Raw genomic sequence first — 25,647 nt, forward strand, 5'->3', positions numbered from 1 at the left:
CAGCCCTCCCCTCGGTGTATACCTCCCAATTTACTGAACATTATGGCTGATCGCAACAGTAAATTGTAAGCGCTCATATGAGAAGTTGGGAGTCTCCTCTTTCTTATGGATAAAAAAACGACAGCCAAATAATTGACTGTCGTTAAGTTGATGCTATTTCCGAATCGACTTGAAGGACTCCGTATGCTGTGTAATACCTTTCTCTGCCGCAAAGCGCTCGATGCTGGATGCGCCGAAGAATCCATCGATGCCCTTTGTTCTCTCAATGACATAGGCCGCATCCTCCGGCTCTGCAATGGGTCCACCGTGGCAAATAATCATGATCTCCGGGTTCACAGCCCGCCCTGCTTCAATAATAGCTTCAATTCGTTGTACACAGTCGTCCAGGGTCAGTGCTGTTTTTGCACCAATGGAGCCCTTGGTCGTCAACCCCATGTGCGCAACCAAAATGTCAGCCCCCGCCTCCGCCATAGCTTTTGCCTGAGCAGGATCAAAAACATACGGCGTAGTCAGCAAATCCAATTCATGGGCGATACGGATCATTTCAACCTCCAGGTCGTACCCCATACCGGTTTCCTCCAGGTTTTGTCTGAACACCCCATCAATCAAACCAACGGTTGGGAAGTTTTGAACTCCGCTGAAGCCCTGCTCCTTCAACTGCTTCAGGTATACCTCCATTATTCGGAAGGGGTCGGTGCCGCACACCCCTGCCAGAACAGGCGTATGTTTGACGACGGGCAGCACCTCGGCTCCCATCTCAACGACGATTTGATTGGCATCTCCATAGGAGAGCAGGCCCGCCAGCGAGCCGCGGCCCGCCATTCTGTACCGACCGGAATTGTATACGATTAACATATCTGCTCCGCCCGTTTCACTACTCTTGGCCGTAATGCCTGTGCCTGCTCCGACACCTAGTAGGATTTTACCCTGCTCTACCTCTCCCCTAAATTTGTCCATAATTTCTGATCTGTTCAGCTTATTCATTTCGTTATCCTCCTTATTGGATTCATTAGGAATTTGATGTCATGAGAGCGATCAGCTTTTGTGCTGCGACTTCTGCAAAGGCTGGATCGTTGATGGCGCAATCCATTTCAATCACTTCAACAATTGAGCGATCGACATGCTGGCGCAGGGTATCAAACAACATCCGGTCCTCCTCCGGTCCGTAGAAAGGCTCCCCCTCCACATCAATTGCGGATACGCCTCTAAGCGGTAGCATTAGCACGGTGCGTTCCTTTGCCATGTTCAGCTTCTCCGCAAGCTTCCTGCCGATCTGCTCATTCTCTTCCACTGTGGTTCTCATCAGGGTTACCGTCGGATTATGCTGATAAAACGTATGATCCTTGAATTTCTCCGGTACAGTATCGCTCGGCCCAAAATTGCACATATCCAAGGCGCCCACCGAGACTACCTGCGGAATGCGATTGTGGCCTGCAGCCTCTAAACGATTAGGCCCCGCATTTAAAACACCGCCGATGATTTCATCCGCCCACTCCGTCGTGGTCAAGTCCAATACCCCTTCAATGAAGCCTGCTTCAATCAACGCCTCCATCGACTGCCCTCCGATGCCCGTAGCGTGGAACACAAGCACCTCATAGCCCCGCTCCTCCAAATATTTTCTTGCCGCTGTCACACATGGTGTTGTCACTCCGAACATCGTAGCTGCAACCAGCGGCTTCTTATCCGGTTTGTGCGTATGCTCAAACTTGAGCATGCCCGCCATCGCAAATAATGCATTTGTAAATATTTTCGTAGAAATGGAGTTCAATCCGGCTACATCCACCACAGACGGAATCATGACAATATCACTCGTGCCTACGTATGGAGCTGTGTTTCCAGAAGCAACGGTTGATACCATCACCTTAGGGACTCCAATCGGCAGAGCTCTCATGGCAGGTGTGACCAGTGAGGTCCCACCAGTGCCACCAAAGGAAATGATTCCGTCAAATTTACCTTGTTTGTACAACTGTGGCACCAGCTTCTTCAATCCTATGGACAAAACCTCTGTAGCCAAAGCCCGATCCTTCTTTGCCGCAAGTTCTTCTATGGCCATGCCTGCGGCGTGGGCGACTTCATAATTGGACACATCCGGAACAAAGGACGGTTCAAATACACCTGTATGAATCATCAAAGTCCCCAACCCAAGCTCCTCTGCAATGCTCTTGATGTAAAGGTATTCATCACCCTTTGTGTCAAATGTTCCAATGATTGCGACGGTCTTCATTCCACGGCCTCCTCGTATGACTCTTTAGAAACCAAGCTCGATCGCAGGTAGCATGCTGATTTTTTCGCTAACAGAAAAACCAGTACGATCGCTATAACTTCATCATACTGGTCCTGTTTATTTACGAAAACGCTTTTATGTTCTGTGTTTTTGTGTTTAGGTTAGATCTGTACTTTTTGGGAGAGCAGCCCTTGAGCTTTTTAAACATTTTGCTAAATTGTGCGTAATTGGGATACCCAACCATCCCAGCCACTTCGGATAATTGAAGCTGCGGCGCATGAAGAAGCGTGACGGCTTTATTGATGCGGAAGCTCACCAAATAGGTCTGAAAGCTGCAGCCAACCTCCTTTTTAAACAAACTGCTCAAATAGCTGCGGGAAACATGAGCAACTTTGGCCAGATCCGAAAAAACAATTTCACTATTATAGTTTTGCGCCACATACTCTTTGACAAACTCAACGTAATCATAATGCTGGGTAATGCCTTTCAGCATTTTGACCATAAAATCGTCCTCATCCAGTTTACCCAGGCGTTTAAAATCGCGAGTAACTGCCGTAATCGACTTCTCGGAAGGAATTCGTTCAAAAGCAGACCCGCCAATATACCCCATAATGTCTGTGTTGTCGCTATACATGTACTGGACATCGACCGGCGTCTTTACCGGACCGCCATAAATCATCTTGATCAAATCCGGCTTAAGCTGATTGCAGGTATCAAAAATACGCAGTGCCTTTGATTTGGCGGCCTCCAAGGATACAACCTTCCGTGCACCCAATAACCCGCCTTCGGTCAGGCCAAGATGAGCACAGATTACATCTGCCCCCGCTTCAATCATCTGGGCAGCCTGAAACTCATCAAATACGAACGCCACCGTAAACAAATCCTGTCGATGGGCCAGGCGTATGGCCTCAACCTCGACGTCATAACGAATCCCGTCTTCCTCCAGAGCCTCTCTGAATAATCCGTCTATCAAGCCGACCGTAGGATAGTTGTTGACTCCTGAAAACCCTCTCCTCTTGATTTCCTCTATATAATCAGCCATTTCTATGGTTGGATCATTCGCATTCAGTCCAAAGAGTACGGGAGAATGCCTCACCAGTGGCACAATTTCTTTTGACGCAAAATCCATCACCATATCATTACTGTTGCAAAATGGAAGAAAGCCGGCTAGAGAGCTCCTCCCCATCTGGCGAAACTTGCCGGAGTTCAGCATTAATATAAAATCCGCTCCACTCTGAGCTGCATACTTGGCTGTAATCCCCGTGCCTGTCGAGACACCGATGATGTGATTTCCCTCGTACAGCTGTGATTGAAGACGCTCCAGTATGACTGTTCTGTTCAAACTCCATCCGCTCCTCATCACAATTTAGCAATTGTAGCTTTTGTTCCTCAATATTATTATTGTACATCATTCCATATAGCTCATTCCCTCCTTCCTCGATCCGTTTGGTTAAAAGGCATCAAAAAAAAGCCGATTTCCCAGTTGGGAAATCGACCTTAGACATGCTCTTGATATTATTGTGTGACAATGATCGGACCATTTTTAGTAAGGATAATCGTATGTTCCACTTGAGCTACATAGCTTTTTTCTGTAGCAAAGGTCCATTCGTCTTCTTTTTGATACACTTGTTCTTCTAAAGTTGAGATAAATGGTTCGAATGCAATAACCATGCCTTCTTTTAATAACTCATCATCCGATGTATCGTTATAATTATAAATATGGTCAGGTGCTTCGTGTATGTTACGTCCAACACCATGTCCTGTAAGGTTTTTTATAACGGTTAATCCATGCTGTTTTGCTGTTAGGAATACGGCTTTTCCGATGCCGCTTTTTTTGGAACCAGGTTTTGCTTTTTTAAGACCTGCTTCAAATGCTAGTTTAGCAACGTCGCATATTTTCGTTAACACTTCTTCTCCTTCGCCTACTACAAACGAGATTCCTGTATCAGCGAAATAACTGTTCTTCGAGCCAGAGACATCTATATTGACTAGATCTCCTTCTTGAATAACCCGTTGCCCCGGAATACCATGTGCTACTTCTTCATTGACACTAATGCAAGTATAGCCAGGAAAATTATATGCACTTTTTGGAGCTGAGACTGCGCCTTCTTTCTCAAAAAGCTCTCCAGCTATATCATCAAGTTCCTTTGTCGTTATGCCAGGAACTGTTCTTTGCACCAATTCATCTCTGATAAAGGCAACAATTCTGCCAATTTCCTTCAAACCATTAAAGTCTTCCTCTGTTTTTGCAATCATTGTTTTCTGACCTCACTATCTTTTATCATCAATTAAATGTATAAGCTGAAACAACCAATTAGATAATCATATCCAAATGGTCAAAGCTTCGCAACTTTTTTTATCAATAACACCTTGACACTAAAAAAAGAAAAGCCCCTTCCGTCTTCAAAGGGGCTGAATATTGCATTATACCTCTTGTTCTTCGGCCTGACTAGGCGGAGCCATCAGACCTTTGACGGCACCCATAAACGGATGGATGGATTTGATCATGCCGTAGCCCATTTTCATGACCGGCATGAATTGCTGGATCATGCCGAATATCCGCATTCCGCCGCCAAGCATACCGCCAGCCGAAGCCGCACCGCCAAGCCCGCCAAACAGCGAACCCATCATCGGTAGAAAGGACGAAACCTGCGCACGCGACACTGTGCTCGAACGGGTAGACGGCTTGCGCGTATCATTCACCCGTTTCCGGTTCTGAGAACGACCGCTCTTGCTGGGTGCAAACTTTTGCTTGGAACGCTGGGAACTGTCCCCTGTGGTCGCCGTCCGCGATATTTTTCCTCCCCCGGTAAGCACCACGCCTCCGCTATTCACGTCAGAAATGTAACCGATATACGTTTCACCACTATGAAGAGTCACGCAGACGGGCCGGGCCTTATACCGCTTTGCCTTTAGGCGTATTTCGTTGGTTTTAGCCATTGAATTTCACCTCGCTCTACTGAATCTACTTCAGTTTACGCGATAAGTGGACTGCTTGCCTGTGCGAATGGGACATCTGTGCGGTATTCGCTATAGGTCAATTCATCAATTTAAGTGATACGACTGGAAATATAAATGCAAGATCATTGAGCGCAACCCGTCTAAATCTTCGCCTTCTCCTCTTCCGCCATCGACCGGATGTAGAAAGCACCCAGCACGGAGCAGAGCAGGAATGAGAAGAAAGCAATCGCTGCGGCTTGTTCACGCTCCTGGAAAACGCTGAATACCTGCTGCATGGAGACACCAAGCATCTGCGGAGAGTTGGCTCCGATCAGATAGGGTGCAGTGAACGAGCCGATGACCCCCATGAAGACAAAGGTCAGGGCAACAAGAAATGTCTTGTACGACAGCGGGAAAATAAACCGGGTAAATAGCGTCAGTCTGCCTACACCCACGTCCTTTGCACTCTCAATGATCGATGAAGGAATGCCCGACAGCGCGGAACTGAGCAGCATCGTCGTAAATGGAATGTTGAACCACAGGTTGGCGATGATGATTCCTTTCTCGTCAAAGATGATGCGTGGCAGCGTAATCCCGACCACCTCAAGCATACGGGCGAGCCAGCCATGATTGCCAAGCAAATTGATCAGACCGTAAGTTGCAATAACACCAGGGATAAACAGCGGAATCATGTACGTTTTACGAATCAGATTGACGATCGGCCCCTGGTTGAAGCGCATATAGATCGCCAGGGTGTAGCTGATCAAGATTACGGCAACACACGTAATGGCAGTGACCCGAAGTGTAAATACGATATTGCTGCGCATCCCCTTATCTGTGAACAGATAGGTATAGCGGCTCAGATCGTATCCACCCGAGCCGTTGCTCAGGCTCATGATGAAGGATTGAACAATCGGGATAATGACAACGATCAACAGGATGGCGAAGGAGGGGAGCACCATCGCCAGGCCTGTGATCGACTGTCTGGCTTCCTTACTCATTTCGCGGCAACGTCGCTCTGCCAGCGTTTGTTAATTTCCGTGCCCAGATCCCCGATGTTGAACGTACGGAAGCCTTCGGCCACACCGTCGAACTTATTCTGCATTTCCTGTGACATATTGGAGAGCTCAATGCCCGGGAAGCCATTCATTTTGTCAACGATCACTTCCTGCGCTTCAGGGGACAGAACAAAGTTCAGGAATTCATTGATCGCTTGCTTCTTGTCCGACTCCTGGTTGACCATCAGGTACGTTGGTCCGCCGTTGAAGCCTGGCGTGATCTGCTGCATCTTAATTGTATCCGGCAACAAACCTTCGTTCATCTGCTGCAACACCATGTCGGACCAGGCCGGAATTAAGGACACTTCGCCATTCATCAACAGATCCAGCGTGCCCTGGTTTTTCTTCGGATAGATGCCCTGCCCATAGACATACGGTCCGATTTCTTTGAGCGTGTCAAAACCGCCATCCCACTTCTCCATGATCGCCGGATCGGAGTTGTGGATGTCCTCTTCCGGCAGGTCCTTGTAGACAATCGTCTGCACGAACGAGCTGCCGGAACCACCCGTTGACGGGTCATTGTAGGCGAACTGCTCGGGATTGGCTTTGATCCACTGCAACAGCTCGTCCAGCGTAGTTGGTGGATTGGAGATTTTGCTGCTGTCATAGGCTAGAACCACGGCGGACGAACGATACGGAACAGCGAAGTTGTCCACATCCTTCATCGTGTCTGTGTTGACTTTGCTCAGGTTAGGAATGTCCTTCTCGTTCAGTTGCTCCCAAATACCATCCTTTGTGCCCTGAGCAACGGAGGTGATTCCGTCCTCGTAGAGGTCAATGTCTCCTGAGCCCTTACCGGCTTTCTTGGCGGCCACGATCCGGTCGTAGGTCGGCTCAGCACCAGTACCGGACGGGATATAGACTAGATTCACGTCGATATCCGGATGCTGTTTCTCAAACATTGGCTCCAGCGAATCCCACAGATCCTTGACGTTCTGAGAGCCCGTAAAGTAGAAGTTAAATTTCACCTGATCGCTCGATGCAGCAGCGCTCCCCCCGGTGGTGGTGATACTTTTTATCTCACTTCCGTTTCCACACCCGGCCAGCAATGACACTGATAATCCCACAACAGTCAACAATGATAAAAATGGCTTTTTCATACGCATATCATTCATCCTCCTCAGTTCGATTCATCGACCGGGAATCCGGTCATTTTCGAGATCGAGACGCCGACGTCTTTTCCTACCTGCAGCTGCTCAACGAATTCCTTGTTCAGAAAAGCACGTATAATGCCGAATTCCACCAGTTCCACGGTAACTTCGGCGTAATGTCCAAGAATCATGACCTGCTTGACCTTACCCGCCAAAGTACCTTCACCCATCATAGTACTGCTCACCTGTACGTTTTCTGGTCGGACCGCAGCTGTCACCTGTCCACTTAACCCCTTCTCGTTCGGCAGGCGAAGATGTGCAATCCGGATGCTCTCCCCTTCCGCCACCCCCTTAAGGAAATTCATTTTGCCGATAAAACCGGCGACGTATAATGAAGCGGGCTCATCGTAAATCTGCTGCGGATGAGCAATTTGCTCGATGCGCCCGTGATTCATGACGATAATGCGGTCGGACAACGACAGTGCTTCTTCCTGATCATGCGTGACAAAGACCATTGTCAGCCCGGTCTTCATTTGGATCTCACGCAGCTCCTCACGCATTTCGTGCCGCAGCTTGGCGTCCAGCGCCGAGAAAGGCTCGTCCAACAGCAGTACCGCCGGATTCAGCAGCAGAGACCGAGCCAGCGCAACCCGCTGCTGCTGTCCTCCCGAAAGCTCGGCCGGATATTTCTTCTCAAAACCCCACAGTCGGACCAGCTTGAGCGCATCTTCGACCGCTGTGCGGATCTCTTCCTTCGGCATTTTGCGGATCTTCAGGCCGAAGGCCAGATTGTCGTATACCGACATATGCGACCACAAGTTATAGCTCTGGAACACCATCGAGGTCGGCCGTTTCTCCGGTGGCAGTTGAATGACACTCTTGCCCTCGATCAAAATATCACCGGAGTCCGGTTCGAGAAACCCGCCGATGCTCCGTAATACGGTAGTTTTCCCGCATCCGGAGGGACCAAGAAGGGTGACCAGCTCGCCTTTTTCAATATCGATGTTGATGCCGCTGACCCCGTCACCCGTTTTGTAACGTTTGGCTAACTCTCGTACAGACAACTGCATACTTCTGCCTCCCCTTGCTTCGGTATATAGACCGAAATATTTTATTTCATTTGAAAACCACTCGCCAGCACGTCCGCGCTCACCAGCCGCTGAGCTGCCACTAGCAAAATAATAGTAGGCAGCGTCAGGATGATCGAGAATACGGCTCCGGCGCTGCTCGGAAAGTCGGAAATAATGGAGTACATGACGATTGGCATTGTTTTGTAATCGGGAATACCAACCAGGAACGTGCCCTGCGCTTCGTCGAGCGAATTGAGGAACGTGAAGATCGAAGCGACCATGATGCCGGGCATCGCCATTGGCAGGGTGATGCTGCGGAACACTTTGAACGGGCTTGCCCCAACGTCCCGCGCCGATTCTTCCTGCGCCCGGTGCACGTTGCGAAAGGCGGAGGTCGGAATCCAGGTCATGAACATCAACACATTAATCATATGGATCAGCACAACGCCGAGCAGCGTGTTCATGAGTCCAATCCGGTAGAAAAGAACCGCGATGGAGACGTACAACCCCATTTTCGGAAAAGCATGCGTCAGCAGGAACGAGAACAAGAACATCCGCTTCAGCGGAAACTGGAGTCTTGCGAAGGCATACGCTGCTGGGATGCAGACGACGATGGACAGCAGGGTCACCAGAGTAGCAATGAGGAACGACAGTGAGATCGACGAGACAATATCGTCCTTTGCCAGTACGAACTCCCACCATTTGAAGCCCCATACCTGGGGCAGAATATCCGGATAATTCCACTTTTCACTAAAGGCAAGCACTAGCAGGTTGACCAGCGGACCTGTGAAAAAAATGGCGAACACGGTCAGCAACACAAATTCGATTATTCTTCTCGGACCTACGTGTTTCCAGTACCAAGACATGTTCCGTCCTCCCCTCCATTTGTCGATTGACGAACAATCACTTCGCTTTCGTATTCAATCAGGCGCGGCACGCTCCCCTCGCCGCTAATCAGGCGATCCAGAATCGATATCGCGTCTCGGCCAATACCAGATGCATCCACGCTGACGGTAGTCAGTGATGGGTGGTACATTCCGGCCACTTCGGTATTGTCGTAGCCCATAACGGATACTTCCTCCGGAACGCGGACTCCGCGCTCCAGAAGCACCTTCATCGCACCCAGTGCAAGCATGTCATTTGTACTGAACAGAGCGCTGTATCGTCCATCCCGGAATGCCACATAATGCTCCTCCATCAACTTCCGACCGGAATCGAAGCTCGATTCCGATGACTCGACAACGGTAAATCCGTCCTGTTCAGAACTAACGCCGAGGGACTCCAGCCGTTTTCGGAAGCCCTCCAATCGCAGCGAGTGGCTCCGATGCTCGCCCGGTCCAGCGATGATAAAGAATTTGCGGTGTCCGCAGTCATATAAATGCTGTGCCGCCCGTTCTCCACCGGCTTCATCGTTGCTCACGAGATGCACGACGTCCGGATCTTCCGTCGATCCGTTGACCATCAGATAAGGGATATTGAAGTTTTTGACGTAATCGATGACGTTCTTCTGCAGCCGGCTGACCAGGATGAGTCCATCCACCCGCTGTTCCAGCATATAATCGGTGGAGCGCAGCGACATTTCCCTATCGGTCTTCAGGAAAATCGAGTAGCCCATCTCTTCAGCGGACATCAGTATCTCGTCAATGATTCTGCCATAAAGCGTGTGGGACACGATCGGCAGCCTGTCACGGAAAACGATGACTCCGATGTTGTACGTGCGCTTGGCGACCATCGCCCGGGCGACGGCGCTCGGCTTGTAGCGAAGCTGCTCGACCGCCTTGAGAACGCGATCCCGGACTTCAGGACTCGCATATCCGTTTCCGGAGATAACCCGAGAAGCAGTCGATTTCGATACACCAGCCAGTTGGGCCAGCTCCCGCAAACTATGATTCAGCTTATTGTCCAATCCCTATTCTCCTTTGCAAAATCCGTCTCTTCCCGGACGGCAATTAGCTTCGCCGGATCACGGGTTGTTATCGAGTCGACGCCCAACTGTGCAAGTCGCCGCATATCGTCCGCCTCTGAAACCGTCCAGACGTAGATAGCCAGACCGCTCCGCTGCACAGCTTCCATAAGTTCTGGCTGAACGACCTGATACGGCACGTTTATCCCAAAGCAGCCGGCTTCGCGAGCATCTGCACACGCCTGGAACACTGCCTCGTCGTAGCTCAGACTGCCGAAGCTTTGCTTGTTCACATTAAGAAGCCTGCGTATGCTTGGAGCGTAACGACTAGCTTTAACCGCTGACCCGTAATCGCAGCCACTGAGAAACACCATCTCCACCATACCCATCCGATTCACCAGAGCTGAGACCGGCTCCAGAGCGCTGTCTGTTTTGATATCAAGGTTCATCATTTTACCGGCTGCGCGTATCTGCTCAAGCACATCCTGAAGCGTTGGAATAGGCGATAGTCTAGCGGTGTTCAACTCCTTCAGTGTCATTTCTGCAAGACTGCCGCAGCTTCCATCTGCCAAAGTGATATTGTCATCGTGGGCAAGCACCGGCACATTGTCCCGAGTCGAACGGATATCGTCTTCGTAAATATCTACGCCAAGTGTTAGGGCTGCCTGAAGTGACTCGAAAGAATGATCGGGATGGCCCATACAGCCAGTATGGGCTGTGATCAGCGGGAATTTGTTCATCGCGGGTATCCTCCTTCTTCGAAATAGATCGCGTTGGTAAAGGCGATCAGTACATGGACTCCTCGCACGGTTCCCCACAGCTCAGCGCGAATCCACCTGCGGGGGATATCTGGAGTGGAATCCCTCAGTTGGGCTTCAAATTGCATCATCTGTTCGTCCGATGAAGACGGAACTTCAAGATTAAGCTCCTCGCCCAGATTGGAACATAGCTTCAATCTACAGACCTGCTTCTGTAGCGACCAGAGTCCGGTGCGTACCGAGAAGTCCAGCGTCAAGTTCGCCCGGACCGGATCCTCTGCAGCTTCCCGTCTCTCGACTACCGTTGGAACGGTAGAGCCGATTGCATACAATGCATCTCCAGCTTCCAGCGTCAAGGTCAGCAGAGGACCTATCGTTACCGACGCGCGCCCTTCCCGCAGCGCTTGGATAAGCGTTTCTTCATGGAGCGAAAGGGCTGTCGAGCCTCCGTTCCCCGCCACTGCGTCGTCCTCAATCCCGAGGTAAGTCACCGAGAGCGGATCGTCTGTCTCGCCCTGCGAATGCCAGTCCCTGCCTGAAGTGGCTGCAATTCGATATCCTTCATTCAGCTTGTGAGTCCACAGATCAAAAGCTCGCCGATTGTTCGTCTGAATGGAAGGGAACGTGCCGGACCAGACTTCGATATAATCGACAGCGGACCAGTTCCCAATCTCGTATTCCCAGAAGCAACCGGTACAGGCAGGACTGCCGATTCGGAAGGGATGAGCAAGCCCGGCGATTCCACCGAGGCGATGTACGTTCTCAATTCCCACATCGATTCCATCCCGATTCGCTTGACGCCAGTCGGCAAAAGCGCTAAGTCCTATCGTCACCATATGACCGTAAAAAGTTGTCCACTCCATACCGGGAATGATTCGTAGTCCGTATTTCTGTTCGATTTCCTCTTTGCCGCTCAAGCCGGACATCGTGTTATGATCGGTCAGCGCGATGGCGTCGAAGCCCAGATTGGCTGCTCCCGCTGTCAGTTCTCCCAGTGTCTGACTGCCATCGCTGTGCAGCGTATGTGTATGCAGTTCACAGGCGAACCACTTCATATCGAGTCCTCCTCTGTCGTCCAGACTTCCAGCCGATAAGTGCACGTATCGGTCACGATGCAGTGCAGGCTCAATGTGACGCTCCAGGGCCCCGGAACCAGCTCGCCCGCCAAAAGGCCGGGAGAAGCTTCTCTCTCCGATACATATAGATCCTGCACCTCGTCTTGGCGGTGGCACGCCCCTCGGTATCCGCGAGCATCGTCCAGCGAGAGTGTGATCAGATTTTTCAGAGGGAGATGCCGATCAGCATTGGCAATCGCGTATTCCCGATGTTCCGGCAAAATGTATAGATCGTAACTTTCCTTGAGCAGCCGTAGCGCATTCTCCCGATTCTCGAGCGTCTTCGGCGTATATTGTAATCGCAGGTTCAGCTTCACGTAGCCCTCTTCCAACTCAAAAGGAATGCGGATATGTGTTTTGGAATCCTCCGGAGATGCGTATCCTTGTAAATCCAGCAGCTTCATTGCGGCGCACCACCTTTCATTAATCCGTTATCTTCATGACTTACGTTATGCACGTTTTGCTGAATGTGGGACCGTTCCCACATCTAATACTTATGTTACGGGATAAAAATCAGGTCCATATCTGCATCGTGTTAATATTCTGTAAATGCAAAAAAGACCAGACTTCTATTAAAAGAAGACTGGTCTTTTTATCTTTTTATCGCTAGATTGTTTTCGCACTGCATACAAGTGGCAGCACATAAATTTTCTCCTGAATGGATTCTTAAAATCGATTGATTGAAAATGGAGAAATGTTATGTTCCGTTTTCCCTGATATAATCAAATCACTTAAAATCTGTCCAACTACACTACTAAATTTAAAGCCATGTCCTGAGAAACCTGATGCAATGGCAACGTTAGGATAGTTAGGATGTGTATCGATAATGAAATCTTCATCAGGAGTCATTGTATACATACACGTTTTACCGAACTTCAATTCTTGTGCAGAGGGCATATAATGTTGCAAAAATTGTTTTAAATCTGTCGTGTCTTCCTCTAGTTCACCAAATCCCAGGATGGCTTCATCTGGATCGATTGTATCTCCTCCATCATGTCGGCCTAATTTTAATCCGGAACCATCGATGCTTGGGAAACCATAATAATGTCCGTGAGATGTTTCAAACGAAAAGGCTGGGAACTCCTTATGATTATATAAATCATCTTTAGTATCAAACCAGGCAAATGTTTTTCTTATAGGATTAAGAGGAAGATTTAGATCCAACATGGAAAGGAGATTTCCTGACCAGGCCCCTGCTGAAACTACTAACGCATTAGCACTAAAAGTATGATCTTCGGTCTTGATGGTAACTCTTTTATCATGAACCATAATTTCTTTTACTTTACTATTGGTTATGATGGTAGCTCCGTTTTGCTCTGCGAGTTCTCGATATGCTTCAATGCATTCCTCACATTTCAACACTCCTGAGGTTGGTTCGTAGCAACCAATGTAATTGTTCGGTAAATTGATGCCTGGCCAGCGCTTATTTACTTCATTGGAATCTAAAATCTCAAGTGGTAATGAATAGGTTTTTGAGCTTGAAATGATATTTTGGATAAAATCTGTTTTCTCGTAACCCACGTTTATAACCCCAGTAGGGAGAAATAATTGTTTTCCCGACACTTTCTTTAAGTCATTCCATAATTCTTGAGCCTTGAGTGCCAACGGAACATAATTTTCACCTTCACCATACGCGTGCCGAATGATTCTTGTCTCTCCGTGATGACTGCCTTTGTTATGGGGCGGGTTAAAGGAATCTATTAATAGTGTACTTTTCCCACTCTTGGATAAAAAATAACCCGCCGCCATCCCCATTGAACCTGCTCCTATTACAATTACGTCATAATGCATTGCAAGTTGCCTCCTTGTAAGAAATCCCCATGTAACTTAAGTATTAAGTATGGCTAGTATTCTTCTATATTACTAATGATATTAACACTTAACAATTGCGCTATCCTGGACATGATACCCAAGTCATAATAAAAAAACCGCATAACAATGCGGTTTTCTTAGATTCGTAAATTTACTATTACTGAGCCGTTAAAATCAGCGGTCCATCCGAGGTGATTGCGATCGTATGCTCATATTGTGCCGACAACTTGCCGTCGGCCGTTCTCGCCGTCCACTGATCGTCGTCGATCGTGATACGGAACGTTCCTTCGTTGATCATCGGTTCAATCGTAAACACCATGCCTTCTTTTAATCGAATGCCTTTGCCGGCTACGCCGATATGCTCATAGGTCGGTTCCTCATGCAGGCTCCGCCCAATCCCGTGTGCCAACAGATCACGTACCACCGAGTACCCATGCGCTTCCGCATGCTTTTGAATCGCCGACGTTATGTCGCCGAGCCGGCCTCCGGGTATAGCCCGAGCAATTCCCAGATCCAAGCATTCCTTTGTCACCTTCATTAACTTTTGCACTTCCGGCCGAATATTGCCTACCGCATAGCTCACACACGAATCGCCGAACCATCCCCCGTATTCCACGACGATGTCGAGTTTTAGCAAGTCTCCATCCATGATTACCCGTTTCGAAGGAATGCCGTGGGCCACCACATCGTTGATCGAAATGCAGGTTTCGGCGGGGAAACCATTATAGCCTTTCGTAAACTGCTTGCCACCCAGCTTGGTGATGTGCCTGGCAACAAAATCATTGATTTCTAGTGTGGTGATGCCAGGCTCGATGAGTTTGGTCACCTCGCGGTAACAGTCCGCAACGATTTGGCTCGCCGGCTTCATTTCTTCAATTTCCCTAGGTGATTTTATAATGATCATCTTTTGTATATTCACTCCTTAGGCATCCTATAATTTTAAAAACCCGACGATATCCCCTGCCTCCTCGTGCAGCTTTTCGCGACGCAGCGAAAGCGAGGCGCACCCAACCAAGGCAGCCATCAGCATTTCCGCGCGCTGTAGCCGATACGGCTGCTCCGCCGCGTTTCCGCCGGAAGCAGCATCCTCGTCCGCCGCACGCCCGGTGTCCACCAGCGCAGCAAACGGCGAGAGCACCTCATCTTGAAAAGCAGCCATGAGCTTGGTCGAGCGTGCTTCAGGTAGCGAGGCAAACCCCTCAAGAGCCAGCTTATACAGCAGGTATATGGCGTGGTCCTCCGCCCAAAGCTGCAGCAACTGGACGCTGGCTGCCGCGACGGGGCCAAGTTCTGCGGAAGCGGTCGTTTCGTAGTTTCCGCTTTGGGAATCCGCGACAGCAAAGTTTCCGGTATTCGCCGCAGAAGCAAAGGCGAGGGGCCCATTCGCTGGCTCATCCCCCGAATTCGAAGCGTGTGGGGCTGCTGGTGCTCCCCCGGCCCGCTCCAACGCATCCCACAGCAGATCGTGGAGCAAATCGCCTTTATTACTGTAATAATGGTATACCGTGCCATATCCGAGTCCCGCCTCATTGGCCACATCTCGGATTTCGAGTAAAGACCCTTTATTCAAAAACACATCGGCAGCGGCTTTACGAATTTGCGCCAGGCGCCGCAGCCGGATCTCTTCGTTTTGTTCTTTTGTGCGTGGAGTCATCTCGTCCGCTCACCTCTTTTATTTTTGACCTACTCTTATGTCAATATAAAACATTAGCTTGCAAATAACAAGAATTAGCTGGAGGATTACGGAAAAACAGACATACTAAGCGGGTGCCCCGGCTTAATATGTCTGTTACTTAACGAGTATATAGCTTTACCACAACATATAATGACAAAGCGTTTTAACACTTCGTTCTTGTCCTTCCAAATTAACTCGCGCCATTTTACCCCTTTGATTAGCTGTTGAATGTTACTCTGACCAAAATACATTTGGATACCATTGCTTTGCAGATGGGATTACCAGGCGTACACGCCTTGCTCATTCAAGAATTCGCCGTTATGATGTTTGCCATCTGTCGCATAACCCACGATAATCGCAGCAGCTGCCTCTTTTGATTTACCGCCTTCAGCATTTCCGTTGAGGTCTGTTGATGTGAATCCAGGCGTTACCGCAAATACTTGAGCCCTGCTGCTTTTAAGTTCATAAGCCATCGAAACTGTCATAGCATTGTTGGCCGTTTTGGATGAGTTATAATCGAATGCGTTTAAAGCAAATCCAGCATTTTGCATATGATCCAGAGAAGCCATGTCGGTCGATACATTAACGATTGTGCCTTCGTTATCTTTGATTAACGGGAACAAACGCTGGTTCAGACGAAAGGTTCCGAAAAAGTTGACTTCAAAAGCGCTCCTCAGATTCTCTTCTTTGGTATCCGTAAAAGAACGGGCGAAAGCACCCGGCATACCCGCATTATTGATCAAAAGTGTTAAGTACGGATAATCCTTGGCAATCATATCGGCTGCCCTTTCGATAGTTTCCAAGTCACTCATGTCAATTTGCACAAATTCTATGTCTAACCCCTCAGAAGTTAACTCGGTAACAGCTGCTTCGCCCCGTTCAACGCTGCGTGCACCAAGGACGACTTTCCAGCCGGCTTGTCCTAACTGCTTAACGATTTCGAATCCGATTCCTTTATTTGCTCCAGTTACAAAAGCGGTCTTCTTCATGTGAATCCTCATTTCTCTAATTTGATTTCATTAACAATACATAAGTTACTATGCTACACTTAGTGTAGGTCAACTATAAATTTTGATAAAAAAGAGGGTTAACATGTTAACGATTGGAGAAGTAGCGAAGAAAGTCGATATCGCTATCGGGGCGATACGCTTTTACGAAAGAAAGGGCCTGTTGAAGCCTGCTGCGCGAAGTGAGCAGAATAACCGTCTTTACACGGAAGATGATCTGAACTGGCTGGTTTTTATCAAATGTCTTCGCGAAACCGGGATGAGTGTGGAGGATATCAAAACGTATTATGACAAAGTAAATGAAGGAACCTCGACTCTGCCGGAAAGAACCAAACTGATTCAAGATCAAAGGCAAAAGTTGCTGGAAGATATCGAGGAGAAAAAAGCGCAGCTCGTTCATTTGGATCACAAACTGGAGCGCTATTATCGCGGAGAAAATTATTAAGATAAGTCTTTTCCTAAAGACAAAACTTTTGAATTTCATGTAATTAGAACGTTGAACCCAAAAAAGGCAGACGATCACGTTTGATCGTCTGCCTTCTTCATTTTATTTAGCTATAGTTCGCATAAGCTAAAGTTTCAACATCGATGAAACTATTGTTTAAATAGGTTGACAATGAGAATTGTTATCAATAATGTGGAGTGAGTTACTATCGAAATGAGGTACACAACGTGAAAATAGATGTGAATCAGTTAGCAGAACATTTTGCACACATTCCTTTTCAAGTAGAGGGAATATATAGATATGCTACGAATCCAGGAGTGAATCACGCTGACTATACCGACTCTTTTCCTGGATTTGTGTTTCCCCTTACAGGAAAGATACAATTTCAATTTAATGGAACACCTTATATTCTTTCGCCAGGAAAAGTGGTGCATGGTGGTGCAAAAATGAAATTGAATGAAAAAACGTTTGATAACTCCAACTGGGAATATATCCTTGTTTTATACCGTATATGTAGCTCAGAACTAGAAGAGTCAAGCTTTTCCCATCAGCATTTTGAATTATCAACGGGACAATCCCCACGTCTTATCGAATTAATTATGCAGCTTTGGCATGTGTATAATCAGCGTGGAGGCATTTCAAAATTTCAGACTGAAATGCTGTTTCGCGATGTGCTGAACGAAGCCTTAATAAGTGTGTCGAATAGGCAAATGAGTAGTGAATCACATACTTTATTCGAACGGGTATCTAATTATATTCATGAATACTACTATCATGGCCTTACCATAACATCGCTCGCAGAACAATATAACGTTAATCGAAATCGACTTTCTTACGTATTCAAAAAACATGCAGGGATGGGCCCGGCAGAATATCTATTAAAATACCGTATAAACATGGCACAAAAAATGCTATTTACAAGTGATGTGCCAGTACAGCAAATTGCACAAGCGGTTGGAATTGCTGACCCTTTTTATTTTAGTAAAGTGTTCAAGAAACAATTTGGTTTTTCTCCTACTGAATATCGACGGAAGTTCATCAATAATCCATCCTAACTTCAACAGGCATCCATTTTAAAGCGAAAATTAAATCAGTATACTTATGGCAGACCAAGAAAAACATCATCATGTCTTGAGTTGCGTATGCAGCATTATATCGAAGGTGAAAAAATAAGGAGGGCTTACTATCCATTATCAAGCGATTAAACTAAGCGAGGAACTATCTAAAATAAAAGATAATTGGTCACCCCAATTAATTGGTGAAATGAATGACTATCAATTTAAAATTGTTAAGATTGCTGGCGATTATGAATGGCATGTTCATCCCGAAACCGATAAGTTATTTTTCGTGATTGAAGGCAAGATGATCATTGATTTTCGTGATGGTCAGGTGAGGATTTCCAAGGATGAGATGTTTATTGTCCCGAGGGGACTTGAGATCAAACCCTCCGCCGAAAAGGAATGTCATATCATGTTGATGGAACCTAAAAGTGAAGGAAACACTGGCGGGACTGAGTCCGCATAAATACCCTACTACGTTTAATCGAACGGTAATTGTACTAAACGAATCTAAGCCCCTTCAGCAATGAAGGGGCTTTTGCTTTTTAAGATAACACATGTCACTGAACAGTTGAATGGTTTTATTAACAAACCGATTTTAAATAAATAGATTATGATTTGCATGAGCTGCCTGCCCCAGATAGTAACCCACTCCACCGTTGTTAACCGAATCCATTAATTCTTCACGCTGAATCCCCATTAAATCCATGGACATCTGGCAAGCGACAAACTCAACTCCCTGCGCAGTTGCGGTCTGCATCAGTTCTTCCAGAGAAGCAACATTATTATTCCTCATAATGCCGCGGATAATCTTTGGGCCAACTCCAAGCATATTCATTTTGGACATGCCTAGCTTGTGGCTGCCGCGCGGTAACATCATGTCAAACATGCGGCCAATCATTGTTTTGGATACAGGCTGTGGCTGATGCTTACGGATAATATTCAATCCCCAGAAAGTGAAGAACATGGTTACTTTACGTCCACTTGCTGCTGCCCCATTTGCAATAATAAGAGAAGCAATCGCTTTATCTAGATCACCACTGAAGACAACCAGCGTGCTCGCAGGCTCCCCTTTAGGAGTTTCCATAGCTGACGATGCGGTCTGCGCAGTATTCTTGGCAATTACAGCTTCAATAGTACCGCTTTGGGATCGTTCCAAGTGTAGAAGTGAGGAACCAGACATCGTTGCCCATGCTTTCACATCTTCATAAAATCCTGGATCGGAAGCTTTCACCCGTAGGGTCTCTCCATTCGATAGTTGATCCATTTTCTGCTTAAGTTGTATCAGCGGACCGGGACAACTTAAACCGCACACGTTCAACTCGTTATCAATACGCTGTGGCTCTGTAAAGATTGGATTGGAGAGCTCTGCTTCCTTTACAGCATGTTTCGGATTGTTGTTCTGACCCTGTCCATCATTATTATCATGGTTTCCGGTAGAAATTGGAGCAGGCCGAAATTGTGCTTGGCGGTATGTTTTATAACCTCCACTCAGATTTTTCACATTAAAGCCATGCTGACGCAAAATCTGCGAAGCTGTATATCCACGCAGACCAACCTGGCAGTATACCCAAATATCTTTGGTTGAGTCTAATTCATCTAATCGCTGACGAAGCTCATCCACTGAAATATTTATGGAGTCGGGAATATTCCCATTGCGATGTTCCAGCTCACTGCGTACATCCAGCAATATCGACTGCTCCGGCTGGCGTTCAGTTAGCTGATCATAGGTGAACGTTTCAACACGTCCAGCCGTAATATTTTCAGCTGCATAACCAGCCATATTAACTGGATCTTTCGCAGAGGAATACGGTGGCGCGTAACTCAACTCAAGCTCTGTTAAATCACTGATGTGACCCCCAAAATGAATGGCTACAGCTATGTCATCAATCCGTTTATCCACACCGTCATAACCAATTGCTTGTGCACCTAAAATTTTACCTACCGGAGTAAACAGCAGTTTAAGAGTAATCGCGCTGGAACCCGGATAATACGATGCATGAGATGCAGGATGCACAATTACAGTTCGATAATCGATGCCGAGACGTTTTAGTGTTTTTTCATTACTACCTGTAGTTGCTCCGGTCATTCCAAACACTTTAATAATTACCGTTCCTTGTGTTCCTTTGTAGATGGAACTTAGTCCGGCGATTCGATCTGCAACAATTCGTCCCTGTTTGTTGGCAGGTCCAGCAAGCGGAATAGCTGTCTTTGTGCCATGAATGGTTTCAGTTACTTCGATGGCATCGCCAACAGCATAGATATGTGGCACACTGCTTTCGAGTGCTTCGTTGACCATAATATGTCCACGTGTTCCTAGGGAAACTCCGCTATTTCTCAGAAAAGCTGTATCTGGAGTTACTCCTATCGCAAGAATAACCAGGTCAGCTGTCAGAACACGACCATCTGCAAGCTCAACACCAATTCCCTGCTCAAGTGCCTGAAAGCTCTGAACCCGCTGGGAAAACAACAACTTCACCCCATTTTGCTCCATTTCCTGTGCCAATGCTGCTGCCAACTCAGCATCAAATGGGGTGAGCAGCTGACCATTACCCTCTACCAACGTCACATCCAATCCAGCTTCCTTCAAATTTTCTGCCATTTCAACACCAATAAATCCCCCGCCTATAACAATCGATGATAGGTTGTTAGAAGAACTTATTTGTTCCTTGATGCGATCAATATCTGGAATGCTGCGCACTGTATAAATCAGTGGATTATCCGTACCCGGCAGATCGGGAATAATTGGCTTGGCACCTGGTGACAAAATCAATTCGTCATAGCTTTCTTCATATTGACCGCGCTCCTGGCTTTGTACCTGAACTGTACGAGTATGCGGATCAATAGCGACGACCTCACTTCGTGTACGCACATCAATATTAAATCGATCGACCATACCTTTGGGAGTTTGTACTAGCAAACGCTCTCGATCCTCGATCGAGCCACCAATATAATAAGGTAAGCCGCAATTGGCAAACGATATATAGGGTCCTTTTTCAAATATGATAATTTCGGCATGTTCATCCAGACGGCGCAGACGGGCAGCTGCTGATGCACCACCCGCTACTCCGCCCACAATCAGTACTTTTTTACTCATGATTCACAATCTCCTCTCCAAACAAAATAGGTATCATCTGTTCAATCCGTTGGTCGGCAAGCACGTAATTTACTTCAAGGCCATTGCGCTCAGTCGTTACAATACCTGCACTGCGTAGCTTCTGCAAATGCTGGGACACTGTTGATTGGGGAAGGTCTAGACACTCCTGCATATATGAAACATTACATTTCTTTTTTCGCATCAACCCGCGCACAATGCACAGACGAATTGGATGAGATAAAGCTTTCAGTAAATTAGCAGGTCCATCGAACTGTTTTAAATTAGTGCTATCAAAAGCTTCTGTATTCAAAAATACCCCTCCTGAATCGTTATATCGTAATATTACGATATTTGAATTGGGATGTCAAAATATTTTCATTCCCTGTTTAACTACCACTTAGACTCTGTAGAATTTCGCATCAAATCATATTAGATCCAGTAATACCAAGACCTTTACAAAAAGCCGATAAACACACAGAAGCTGTTGTGTTTATCGGCTTTTTTAAGTGCCCTTATATCATGAATGAATAATTCCCGATCTTCGGAATCAATATAAAATTAAAGACCTGATAAGAAAGAACGTACACAAAACACCCAGCAATAAAAACATCATTGCTGACTGACGTTCATTCTTCCACAATCGAATTGTATTAGCAATATTTAAAATTACCAATGCAAGCATATTAATTCTAGTATTCATTTCAATAAAATTAATACACAGTAGAATAAATACCACTATCCCTACAAAAAGAAACCATATCGGTATATTCTTAGTAAGCCGTTTAATCATTTCATTCCCCTTCTAAAATTAATATTCTATCTCTAATAGGGTATTCTTCAACTTTATTGAAATACCTTTATAATTTTAAAAAAGTAGGAATCGTAGACGTCCACGCTAGTCACGGAAATGCGGGCTTTAATCCCCACTCGTAGCCGTTAACTCATACTCCTGCTCAATGTGGGAATAGCCGATTATTGCGGTGTTTCCAGTTCCAAGGTTGAATTTTTATACGAAACGTCGGATTCCGAGCCCATGCATTATGAGGTGCCTTTTCCACATATGACACGGTGTCATTTTTATTGTTGACTTGTGACACAAGTGTCATATATAATTCATTAATCAGCAATTGTGACACGGTGTCACTTATTAGGATTGGAGGATCATATTTGCCCAAAAAAACATTTTTTCACTTATCGAAAGATAAACAGGACACGTTAATTCAATGTGCTAAAAGGGAATTTTCTCGAGTTCCATTACACGAAGCATCTATTGCCAATATCATCAAAGACGCGGGGATCTCTAGAGGAAGTTTTTATCAATACTTTGAGGAAAAAGAGGATCTGTATTATTACCTGTTGAACCAGTCCTCACAAAAAAATAGTGACCGATTTATCGCAGCTTTAAAGGAGAACAACGGAGATATATTCGAAGCTTTTATCGATTCATTTCAATTTATGATTCAGAATCACACCAATCAAGAACACAAAAACTTTTTTAGAAATGCCTTTTTAAATATGAATTATAAAACGGAAAAAACATTTACGAAGAACATTTATGAAGAAAATCGGGATAGCCATCTTTTACCTATCATTGGGTTAATGAATACGGAAACTTTAAATATACAAGGGGACCGAGAATTGCAGCATATTTTAAAAATCATTATAGCTGTAACCTTTGATAACCTTATTCAAATATTCGTAAAAGATTTAACCTATGATGAAGCTTTAAAAAATTATGGTGAGCAGATGGAACTGCTGAAAAAAGGATTTAAAAAAATCTAAATAAATAGATGTTTATACACAAATATTTAAACGACTAAGGGATTAAATGAAGTGTAAAAAAAGGAGAAAAGACATATATGGATTCAGCTTTACAAGAAAAAAAACCACCCTATTTAATGATTGCGATTCTTTTTATTGGTGCATTTGTTTCATTTCTAAATAACTCGCTCTTAAATGTAGCGCTGCCATCCATCATGGTGGATTTGAACATTAAAGATTATTCCACGATCCAGTGGCTTTCCACTGGCTATATGCTGGTCAGTGGTATATTGATTCCGGCGTCAGCATTTTTATTAACACGTTTCTCCAATAGAAGTTTGTTTATTACTTCCATGACCATCTTCACTTTAGGTACGGCCATAGCAGCCGTTGCACCAAACTTTGGTATATTGCTTACAGGAAGAATGGTTCAAGCAGCAGGCTCTTCAGTAATGGGACCACTGTTAATGAATATTATGCTGGTAAGTTTCCCACGCGAAAAACGCGGAACAGCAATGGGTATTTTCGGATTAGTTATGATTACAGCCCCTGCAATCGGGCCAACATTATCAGGTTTCATTGTAGAATATTATGACTGGCGTTTACTTTTCGAAATGATTTTACCGTTAGCCGTCATTAGTTTACTGTTAGGGATTTGGAAATCCAAAAATATAATGCAGCAAAACAAAAATGCAACACTGGACTATTTCTCGATCATATTATCTTCCATCGGTTTTGGTGGTTTGTTATATGGGTTTAGTTCTGCAAGTTCAGATGGCTGGACAGATCAAGTTGTCTTAATCACTTTAATCGTTGGAGCTATTGCTCTGATCTCCTTCGTTGTCCGTCAATTGAAAATGGAGACGCCATTATTGGATTTACGGGTTTACAAGTATCCGATGTTTGCCCTTGGCTCTGTTATTGCGATTGTAAACGCAGTGGCGATGTTCTCCGGAATGATTTTAACACCGGCATACGTACAAAACGTAAGAGGTATTACACCACTTGATTCAGGTTTAATGATGTTGCCTGGTGCGATAATCATGGGGATTATGTCACCTATTACAGGTAGACTATTTGATAAATACGGCCCACGTGTTCTTGGCGTAATCGGACTTACGATTACAGCGATCTCAACGTACATGTTGGCAAACCTACAAATCGACTCGACTCACACTTATATTATCCTTGTGTACACTCTGCGTATGTTTGGTATGGCAATGGTGATGATGCCTATTATGACAAACGGCCTAAATCAATTGCCAACACGCTTAAATCCACATGGTACAGCTGTCAACAATACAGCTCAGCAAGTGTCCGGTTCGATTGGTACGGCTATTCTGATTACGATTATGAACTCGGTGACAAAAACAAAAGCTGAAGATTTAATGACTGGTGTTGATCCAACAACTTTGACAGCAGCCAATAAAGCTTTATTAACCCAAGAAGCGTTACTAGCCGGAATTCAATATTCATTCTATATCGCACTTGGCATTAACATTGTTGCATTAATATTAGTTTTCTTCATTAAACGTGCGGAAGTAAGTGATGAACCTGTCGAGGCTTTAAAAAATCAGCAGGGTAACACTAAAACTAAAACCGCAGTAAATTAATTAAAAGCATTTGATCAAAAAAAATACAGACAATATCAAAGAAATATAATAACTAGGGGCCTACTATCTTAAGGATAGCAGGCTCCATTTTCTTTTCTCTAAACTTACATGTTATGTATGTTTTCAATCCAATCGACCGGGTATATATTCATCAATGATTTGTTCATTGGGGAGGTTAGATAAATATGTTTATGGAATTAACCATCAAACTAGTGATTAGCTTTTTTGGGCTACGGGCCATCACTTTTATTACAGGTAGAAAAACCGAACGATCATTAGAAATATGACATAAAAACTTACTTTCCCCTCCTCTACCTAAAGAGCTTCATCAAGTCCATGCTTGTCCTATTAGTATTATGGAGAACCACATCATTTAACCACTAAACGATAAGAAACCTTTAGCCGTTTAATAGGCTACAGGTTTCTTAAACTTAAAAAATGTTTGGATTACTTCTTAAGAAAGTATAATTCCTTGTAGAGAGTTTTTCTTGGGTTTCAATACTTAACCTTAATCATCAAGTCTGCTCCCTTGCCTAAAACCTGTACCTCTTTCACTATTTCTTGGCCGTTTGGAACAATAACTGGACTCAATAGTTCATATCCAGCCTTCTTGATTAAAGGAATATCAAACTCAAGCAGCACTTGACCTTGTACGACACGATCTCCGGTTTGTACATGAGCAGTAAATCCTTCACCTTTTAAAGATACCGTGTTCATGCCGACATGAATTAGAATTTGAACACCAGAATCGTGCTCAAGAATGAGTGCATGCTTGCTCTTCTCCATGAAATGGGCAATCTTACCCGAAAATGGCGCTGTCACTTTTCCTTCGGAAGGTTCAACTGCAAATCCGTCGCCCAACGCTCTGCTGGAAAAAGCTTCGTCTTCTACCTCATCCAAAGAACGAGTTGTACCTTGAATTGGGGAAAAAATCTCCAGTGTATGTTCTTGTTTTCTTTTAAATCCAAACATGTTGTTTCCTCTTTTCCTTAGCAGAAGTCTGCCTCTAATCCCATTACT

At 45.7% G+C, this 25,647-nt stretch carries 25 protein-coding genes; 5 read left to right on the forward strand and 20 right to left on the reverse strand.

The features are described from left to right. Positions 1–153: 153 nt before the first annotated feature. The 17 genes from BUA17_RS07800 to BUA17_RS07880 form a co-directional block, all read right to left on the reverse strand. Positions 154–984 (reverse strand): phosphoenolpyruvate hydrolase family protein, encoded by an 831-nt coding sequence (locus BUA17_RS07800; protein WP_072733143.1) that lies wholly within the window; start codon positions 982–984, stop codon positions 154–156. Between the two features lie 25 nt (positions 985–1,009). Next, positions 1,010–2,224 (reverse strand): Tm-1-like ATP-binding domain-containing protein, encoded by a 1,215-nt coding sequence (locus BUA17_RS07805; RefSeq protein WP_072733144.1) that lies wholly within the window; start codon positions 2,222–2,224, stop codon positions 1,010–1,012. A 121-nt stretch (positions 2,225–2,345) separates the two neighbouring features. Continuing rightward, entirely contained in the window at positions 2,346–3,566 is a 1,221-nt protein-coding gene (locus BUA17_RS07810; RefSeq protein ID WP_244552094.1) for a phosphoenolpyruvate hydrolase family protein, read from the reverse strand. 173 nt (positions 3,567–3,739) lie between these two features. Continuing rightward, positions 3,740–4,480 carry a type I methionyl aminopeptidase gene (gene map, locus BUA17_RS07815; protein ID WP_063568306.1) on the reverse strand — a complete coding sequence of 247 codons (741 nt, stop codon included), beginning with the start codon at positions 4,478–4,480 and terminating at the stop codon, positions 3,740–3,742. A gap of 168 nt (positions 4,481–4,648) precedes the next feature. Beyond that, positions 4,649–5,164: a hypothetical protein gene (locus tag BUA17_RS07820; protein WP_072733146.1), complete on the reverse strand. Its 516-nt coding sequence runs from the start codon at positions 5,162–5,164 to the stop codon at positions 4,649–4,651. A gap of 161 nt (positions 5,165–5,325) precedes the next feature. Further along, the gene (locus BUA17_RS07825) at positions 5,326–6,165 is read right to left on the reverse strand and encodes an ABC transporter permease (protein WP_063568308.1); all 840 of its coding nucleotides are present in this window, start codon (positions 6,163–6,165) and stop codon (positions 5,326–5,328) included. After that, on the reverse strand, positions 6,162–7,328 hold the full coding sequence (locus BUA17_RS07830; protein WP_072733147.1) for an extracellular solute-binding protein: 1,167 nt from the start codon (positions 7,326–7,328) through the stop codon (positions 6,162–6,164). The genes BUA17_RS07825 and BUA17_RS07830 overlap by 4 nt, the downstream gene beginning before the upstream one ends. A gap of 14 nt (positions 7,329–7,342) precedes the next feature. Then, positions 7,343–8,383 carry an ABC transporter ATP-binding protein gene (locus BUA17_RS07835; RefSeq protein WP_072733148.1) on the reverse strand — a complete coding sequence of 347 codons (1,041 nt, stop codon included), beginning with the start codon at positions 8,381–8,383 and terminating at the stop codon, positions 7,343–7,345. Positions 8,384–8,424: 41 nt separating this feature from the next. Next, on the reverse strand, positions 8,425–9,249 hold the full coding sequence (locus BUA17_RS07840; RefSeq protein ID WP_072733149.1) for an ABC transporter permease: 825 nt from the start codon (positions 9,247–9,249) through the stop codon (positions 8,425–8,427). Next, on the reverse strand, positions 9,225–10,289 hold the full coding sequence (locus BUA17_RS07845; RefSeq protein ID WP_083584614.1) for a LacI family DNA-binding transcriptional regulator: 1,065 nt from the start codon (positions 10,287–10,289) through the stop codon (positions 9,225–9,227). The genes BUA17_RS07840 and BUA17_RS07845 overlap by 25 nt, the downstream gene beginning before the upstream one ends. Then, the gene (locus tag BUA17_RS07850; RefSeq protein ID WP_072733150.1) at positions 10,274–11,026 is read right to left on the reverse strand and encodes a glycerophosphodiester phosphodiesterase; all 753 of its coding nucleotides are present in this window, start codon (positions 11,024–11,026) and stop codon (positions 10,274–10,276) included. Before BUA17_RS07850 ends, BUA17_RS07845 begins: the two co-directional genes overlap by 16 nt. After that, positions 11,023–12,099, reverse strand: coding sequence for a CehA/McbA family metallohydrolase (locus tag BUA17_RS07855; RefSeq protein WP_072733151.1), 1,077 nt, complete (start codon positions 12,097–12,099; stop codon positions 11,023–11,025). The genes BUA17_RS07850 and BUA17_RS07855 overlap by 4 nt, the downstream gene beginning before the upstream one ends. Next, positions 12,096–12,563, reverse strand: coding sequence for a hypothetical protein (locus BUA17_RS07860; RefSeq protein ID WP_072733152.1), 468 nt, complete (start codon positions 12,561–12,563; stop codon positions 12,096–12,098). The genes BUA17_RS07855 and BUA17_RS07860 overlap by 4 nt, the downstream gene beginning before the upstream one ends. 262 nt (positions 12,564–12,825) lie before the next feature. Continuing rightward, positions 12,826–13,950, reverse strand: coding sequence for an N-methyl-L-tryptophan oxidase (solA, locus tag BUA17_RS07865; protein WP_072733153.1), 1,125 nt, complete (start codon positions 13,948–13,950; stop codon positions 12,826–12,828). 178 nt (positions 13,951–14,128) lie between these two features. Next, the gene (gene map, locus BUA17_RS07870; RefSeq protein ID WP_064637514.1) at positions 14,129–14,875 is read right to left on the reverse strand and encodes a type I methionyl aminopeptidase; all 747 of its coding nucleotides are present in this window, start codon (positions 14,873–14,875) and stop codon (positions 14,129–14,131) included. Between the two features lie 27 nt (positions 14,876–14,902). Beyond that, positions 14,903–15,625, reverse strand: a complete 723-nt coding sequence (locus BUA17_RS07875; RefSeq protein WP_072733154.1) for a TetR/AcrR family transcriptional regulator — start codon at positions 15,623–15,625, stop codon at positions 14,903–14,905. Between the two features lie 299 nt (positions 15,626–15,924). Then, a complete protein-coding gene (locus BUA17_RS07880) occupies positions 15,925–16,635 on the reverse strand; it encodes an SDR family NAD(P)-dependent oxidoreductase (protein ID WP_072733155.1) in 711 nt (236 codons plus the stop codon). A 103-nt stretch (positions 16,636–16,738) separates the two neighbouring features. Between BUA17_RS07880 and BUA17_RS07885 the strand changes: the two genes are divergently transcribed. The 3 genes from BUA17_RS07885 (at position 16,739) to BUA17_RS07895 (ending at position 18,622) form a co-directional block, all read left to right on the forward strand. Then, positions 16,739–17,098 carry a MerR family transcriptional regulator gene (locus tag BUA17_RS07885; RefSeq protein WP_063562626.1) on the forward strand — a complete coding sequence of 120 codons (360 nt, stop codon included), beginning with the start codon at positions 16,739–16,741 and terminating at the stop codon, positions 17,096–17,098. A gap of 227 nt (positions 17,099–17,325) precedes the next feature. Next, a complete protein-coding gene (locus BUA17_RS07890; protein WP_063562627.1) occupies positions 17,326–18,153 on the forward strand; it encodes a helix-turn-helix transcriptional regulator in 828 nt (275 codons plus the stop codon). 130 nt (positions 18,154–18,283) lie between these two features. Next, a complete protein-coding gene (locus tag BUA17_RS07895) occupies positions 18,284–18,622 on the forward strand; it encodes a cupin domain-containing protein (RefSeq protein ID WP_063562628.1) in 339 nt (112 codons plus the stop codon). Between the two features lie 132 nt (positions 18,623–18,754). Here BUA17_RS07895 and BUA17_RS07900 read toward each other — a convergent pair whose 3' ends face one another. Beyond that, positions 18,755–21,253: an FAD-dependent oxidoreductase gene (locus BUA17_RS07900; protein WP_072733156.1), complete on the reverse strand. Its 2,499-nt coding sequence runs from the start codon at positions 21,251–21,253 to the stop codon at positions 18,755–18,757. Further along, the gene (locus BUA17_RS07905; RefSeq protein WP_072733157.1) at positions 21,246–21,563 is read right to left on the reverse strand and encodes an ArsR/SmtB family transcription factor; all 318 of its coding nucleotides are present in this window, start codon (positions 21,561–21,563) and stop codon (positions 21,246–21,248) included. Before BUA17_RS07905 ends, BUA17_RS07900 begins: the two co-directional genes overlap by 8 nt. 857 nt (positions 21,564–22,420) lie before the next feature. Here BUA17_RS07905 and BUA17_RS07915 point away from each other — a divergent pair. Together BUA17_RS07915 and BUA17_RS07920 are read left to right on the forward strand one after the other, a co-directional pair. Beyond that, positions 22,421–23,035: a TetR/AcrR family transcriptional regulator gene (locus BUA17_RS07915; protein ID WP_063562634.1), complete on the forward strand. Its 615-nt coding sequence runs from the start codon at positions 22,421–22,423 to the stop codon at positions 23,033–23,035. Positions 23,036–23,112: 77 nt separating this feature from the next. After that, on the forward strand, positions 23,113–24,627 hold the full coding sequence (locus BUA17_RS07920; RefSeq protein WP_063562635.1) for a DHA2 family efflux MFS transporter permease subunit: 1,515 nt from the start codon (positions 23,113–23,115) through the stop codon (positions 24,625–24,627). A 495-nt stretch (positions 24,628–25,122) separates the two neighbouring features. On the opposite strand, the gene BUA17_RS07925 is transcribed toward BUA17_RS07920, so the two are convergent. Next, positions 25,123–25,599, reverse strand: coding sequence for a PTS sugar transporter subunit IIA (locus BUA17_RS07925; protein WP_072733159.1), 477 nt, complete (start codon positions 25,597–25,599; stop codon positions 25,123–25,125). Positions 25,600–25,647: the final 48 nt, after the last annotated feature.

The sequence above is a fragment of the Paenibacillus sp. ov031 genome, assembly GCF_900143165.1.
Lineage (GTDB): Bacteria > Bacillota > Bacilli > Paenibacillales > Paenibacillaceae > Paenibacillus > Paenibacillus marchantiae.

Excerpts from the sequence above, each read along its gene's own strand:
- BUA17_RS07800 (WP_072733143.1), bottom strand. The coding sequence starts at position 984 with ATGAATAAGCTGAACAGATCAGAAATTATGGACAAATTTAGGGGAGAG.
- BUA17_RS07805 (WP_072733144.1), bottom strand. The coding sequence starts at position 2,224 with ATGAAGACCGTCGCAATCATTGGAACATTTGACACAAAGGGTGATGAA.
- map (WP_063568306.1), bottom strand. The coding sequence starts at position 4,480 with ATGATTGCAAAAACAGAGGAAGACTTTAATGGTTTGAAGGAAATTGGC.
- BUA17_RS07820 (WP_072733146.1), bottom strand. The coding sequence starts at position 5,164 with ATGGCTAAAACCAACGAAATACGCCTAAAGGCAAAGCGGTATAAGGCC.
- BUA17_RS07825 (WP_063568308.1), bottom strand. The coding sequence starts at position 6,165 with ATGAGTAAGGAAGCCAGACAGTCGATCACAGGCCTGGCGATGGTGCTC.
- BUA17_RS07830 (WP_072733147.1), bottom strand. The coding sequence starts at position 7,328 with ATGCGTATGAAAAAGCCATTTTTATCATTGTTGACTGTTGTGGGATTA.
- BUA17_RS07835 (WP_072733148.1), bottom strand. The coding sequence starts at position 8,383 with ATGCAGTTGTCTGTACGAGAGTTAGCCAAACGTTACAAAACGGGTGAC.
- BUA17_RS07840 (WP_072733149.1), bottom strand. The coding sequence starts at position 9,249 with ATGTCTTGGTACTGGAAACACGTAGGTCCGAGAAGAATAATCGAATTT.
- BUA17_RS07850 (WP_072733150.1), bottom strand. The coding sequence starts at position 11,026 with ATGAACAAATTCCCGCTGATCACAGCCCATACTGGCTGTATGGGCCAT.
- BUA17_RS07855 (WP_072733151.1), bottom strand. The coding sequence starts at position 12,099 with ATGAAGTGGTTCGCCTGTGAACTGCATACACATACGCTGCACAGCGAT.
- BUA17_RS07860 (WP_072733152.1), bottom strand. The coding sequence starts at position 12,563 with ATGAAGCTGCTGGATTTACAAGGATACGCATCTCCGGAGGATTCCAAA.
- solA (WP_072733153.1), bottom strand. The coding sequence starts at position 13,950 with ATGCATTATGACGTAATTGTAATAGGAGCAGGTTCAATGGGGATGGCG.
- map (WP_064637514.1), bottom strand. The coding sequence starts at position 14,875 with ATGATCATTATAAAATCACCTAGGGAAATTGAAGAAATGAAGCCGGCG.
- BUA17_RS07875 (WP_072733154.1), bottom strand. The coding sequence starts at position 15,625 with ATGACTCCACGCACAAAAGAACAAAACGAAGAGATCCGGCTGCGGCGC.
- BUA17_RS07880 (WP_072733155.1), bottom strand. The coding sequence starts at position 16,635 with ATGAAGAAGACCGCTTTTGTAACTGGAGCAAATAAAGGAATCGGATTC.
- BUA17_RS07885 (WP_063562626.1), top strand. The coding sequence starts at position 16,739 with ATGTTAACGATTGGAGAAGTAGCGAAGAAAGTCGATATCGCTATCGGG.
- BUA17_RS07900 (WP_072733156.1), bottom strand. The coding sequence starts at position 21,253 with ATGAGTAAAAAAGTACTGATTGTGGGCGGAGTAGCGGGTGGTGCATCA.
- BUA17_RS07920 (WP_063562635.1), top strand. The coding sequence starts at position 23,113 with ATGGATTCAGCTTTACAAGAAAAAAAACCACCCTATTTAATGATTGCG.
- BUA17_RS07925 (WP_072733159.1), bottom strand. The coding sequence starts at position 25,599 with ATGTTTGGATTTAAAAGAAAACAAGAACATACACTGGAGATTTTTTCC.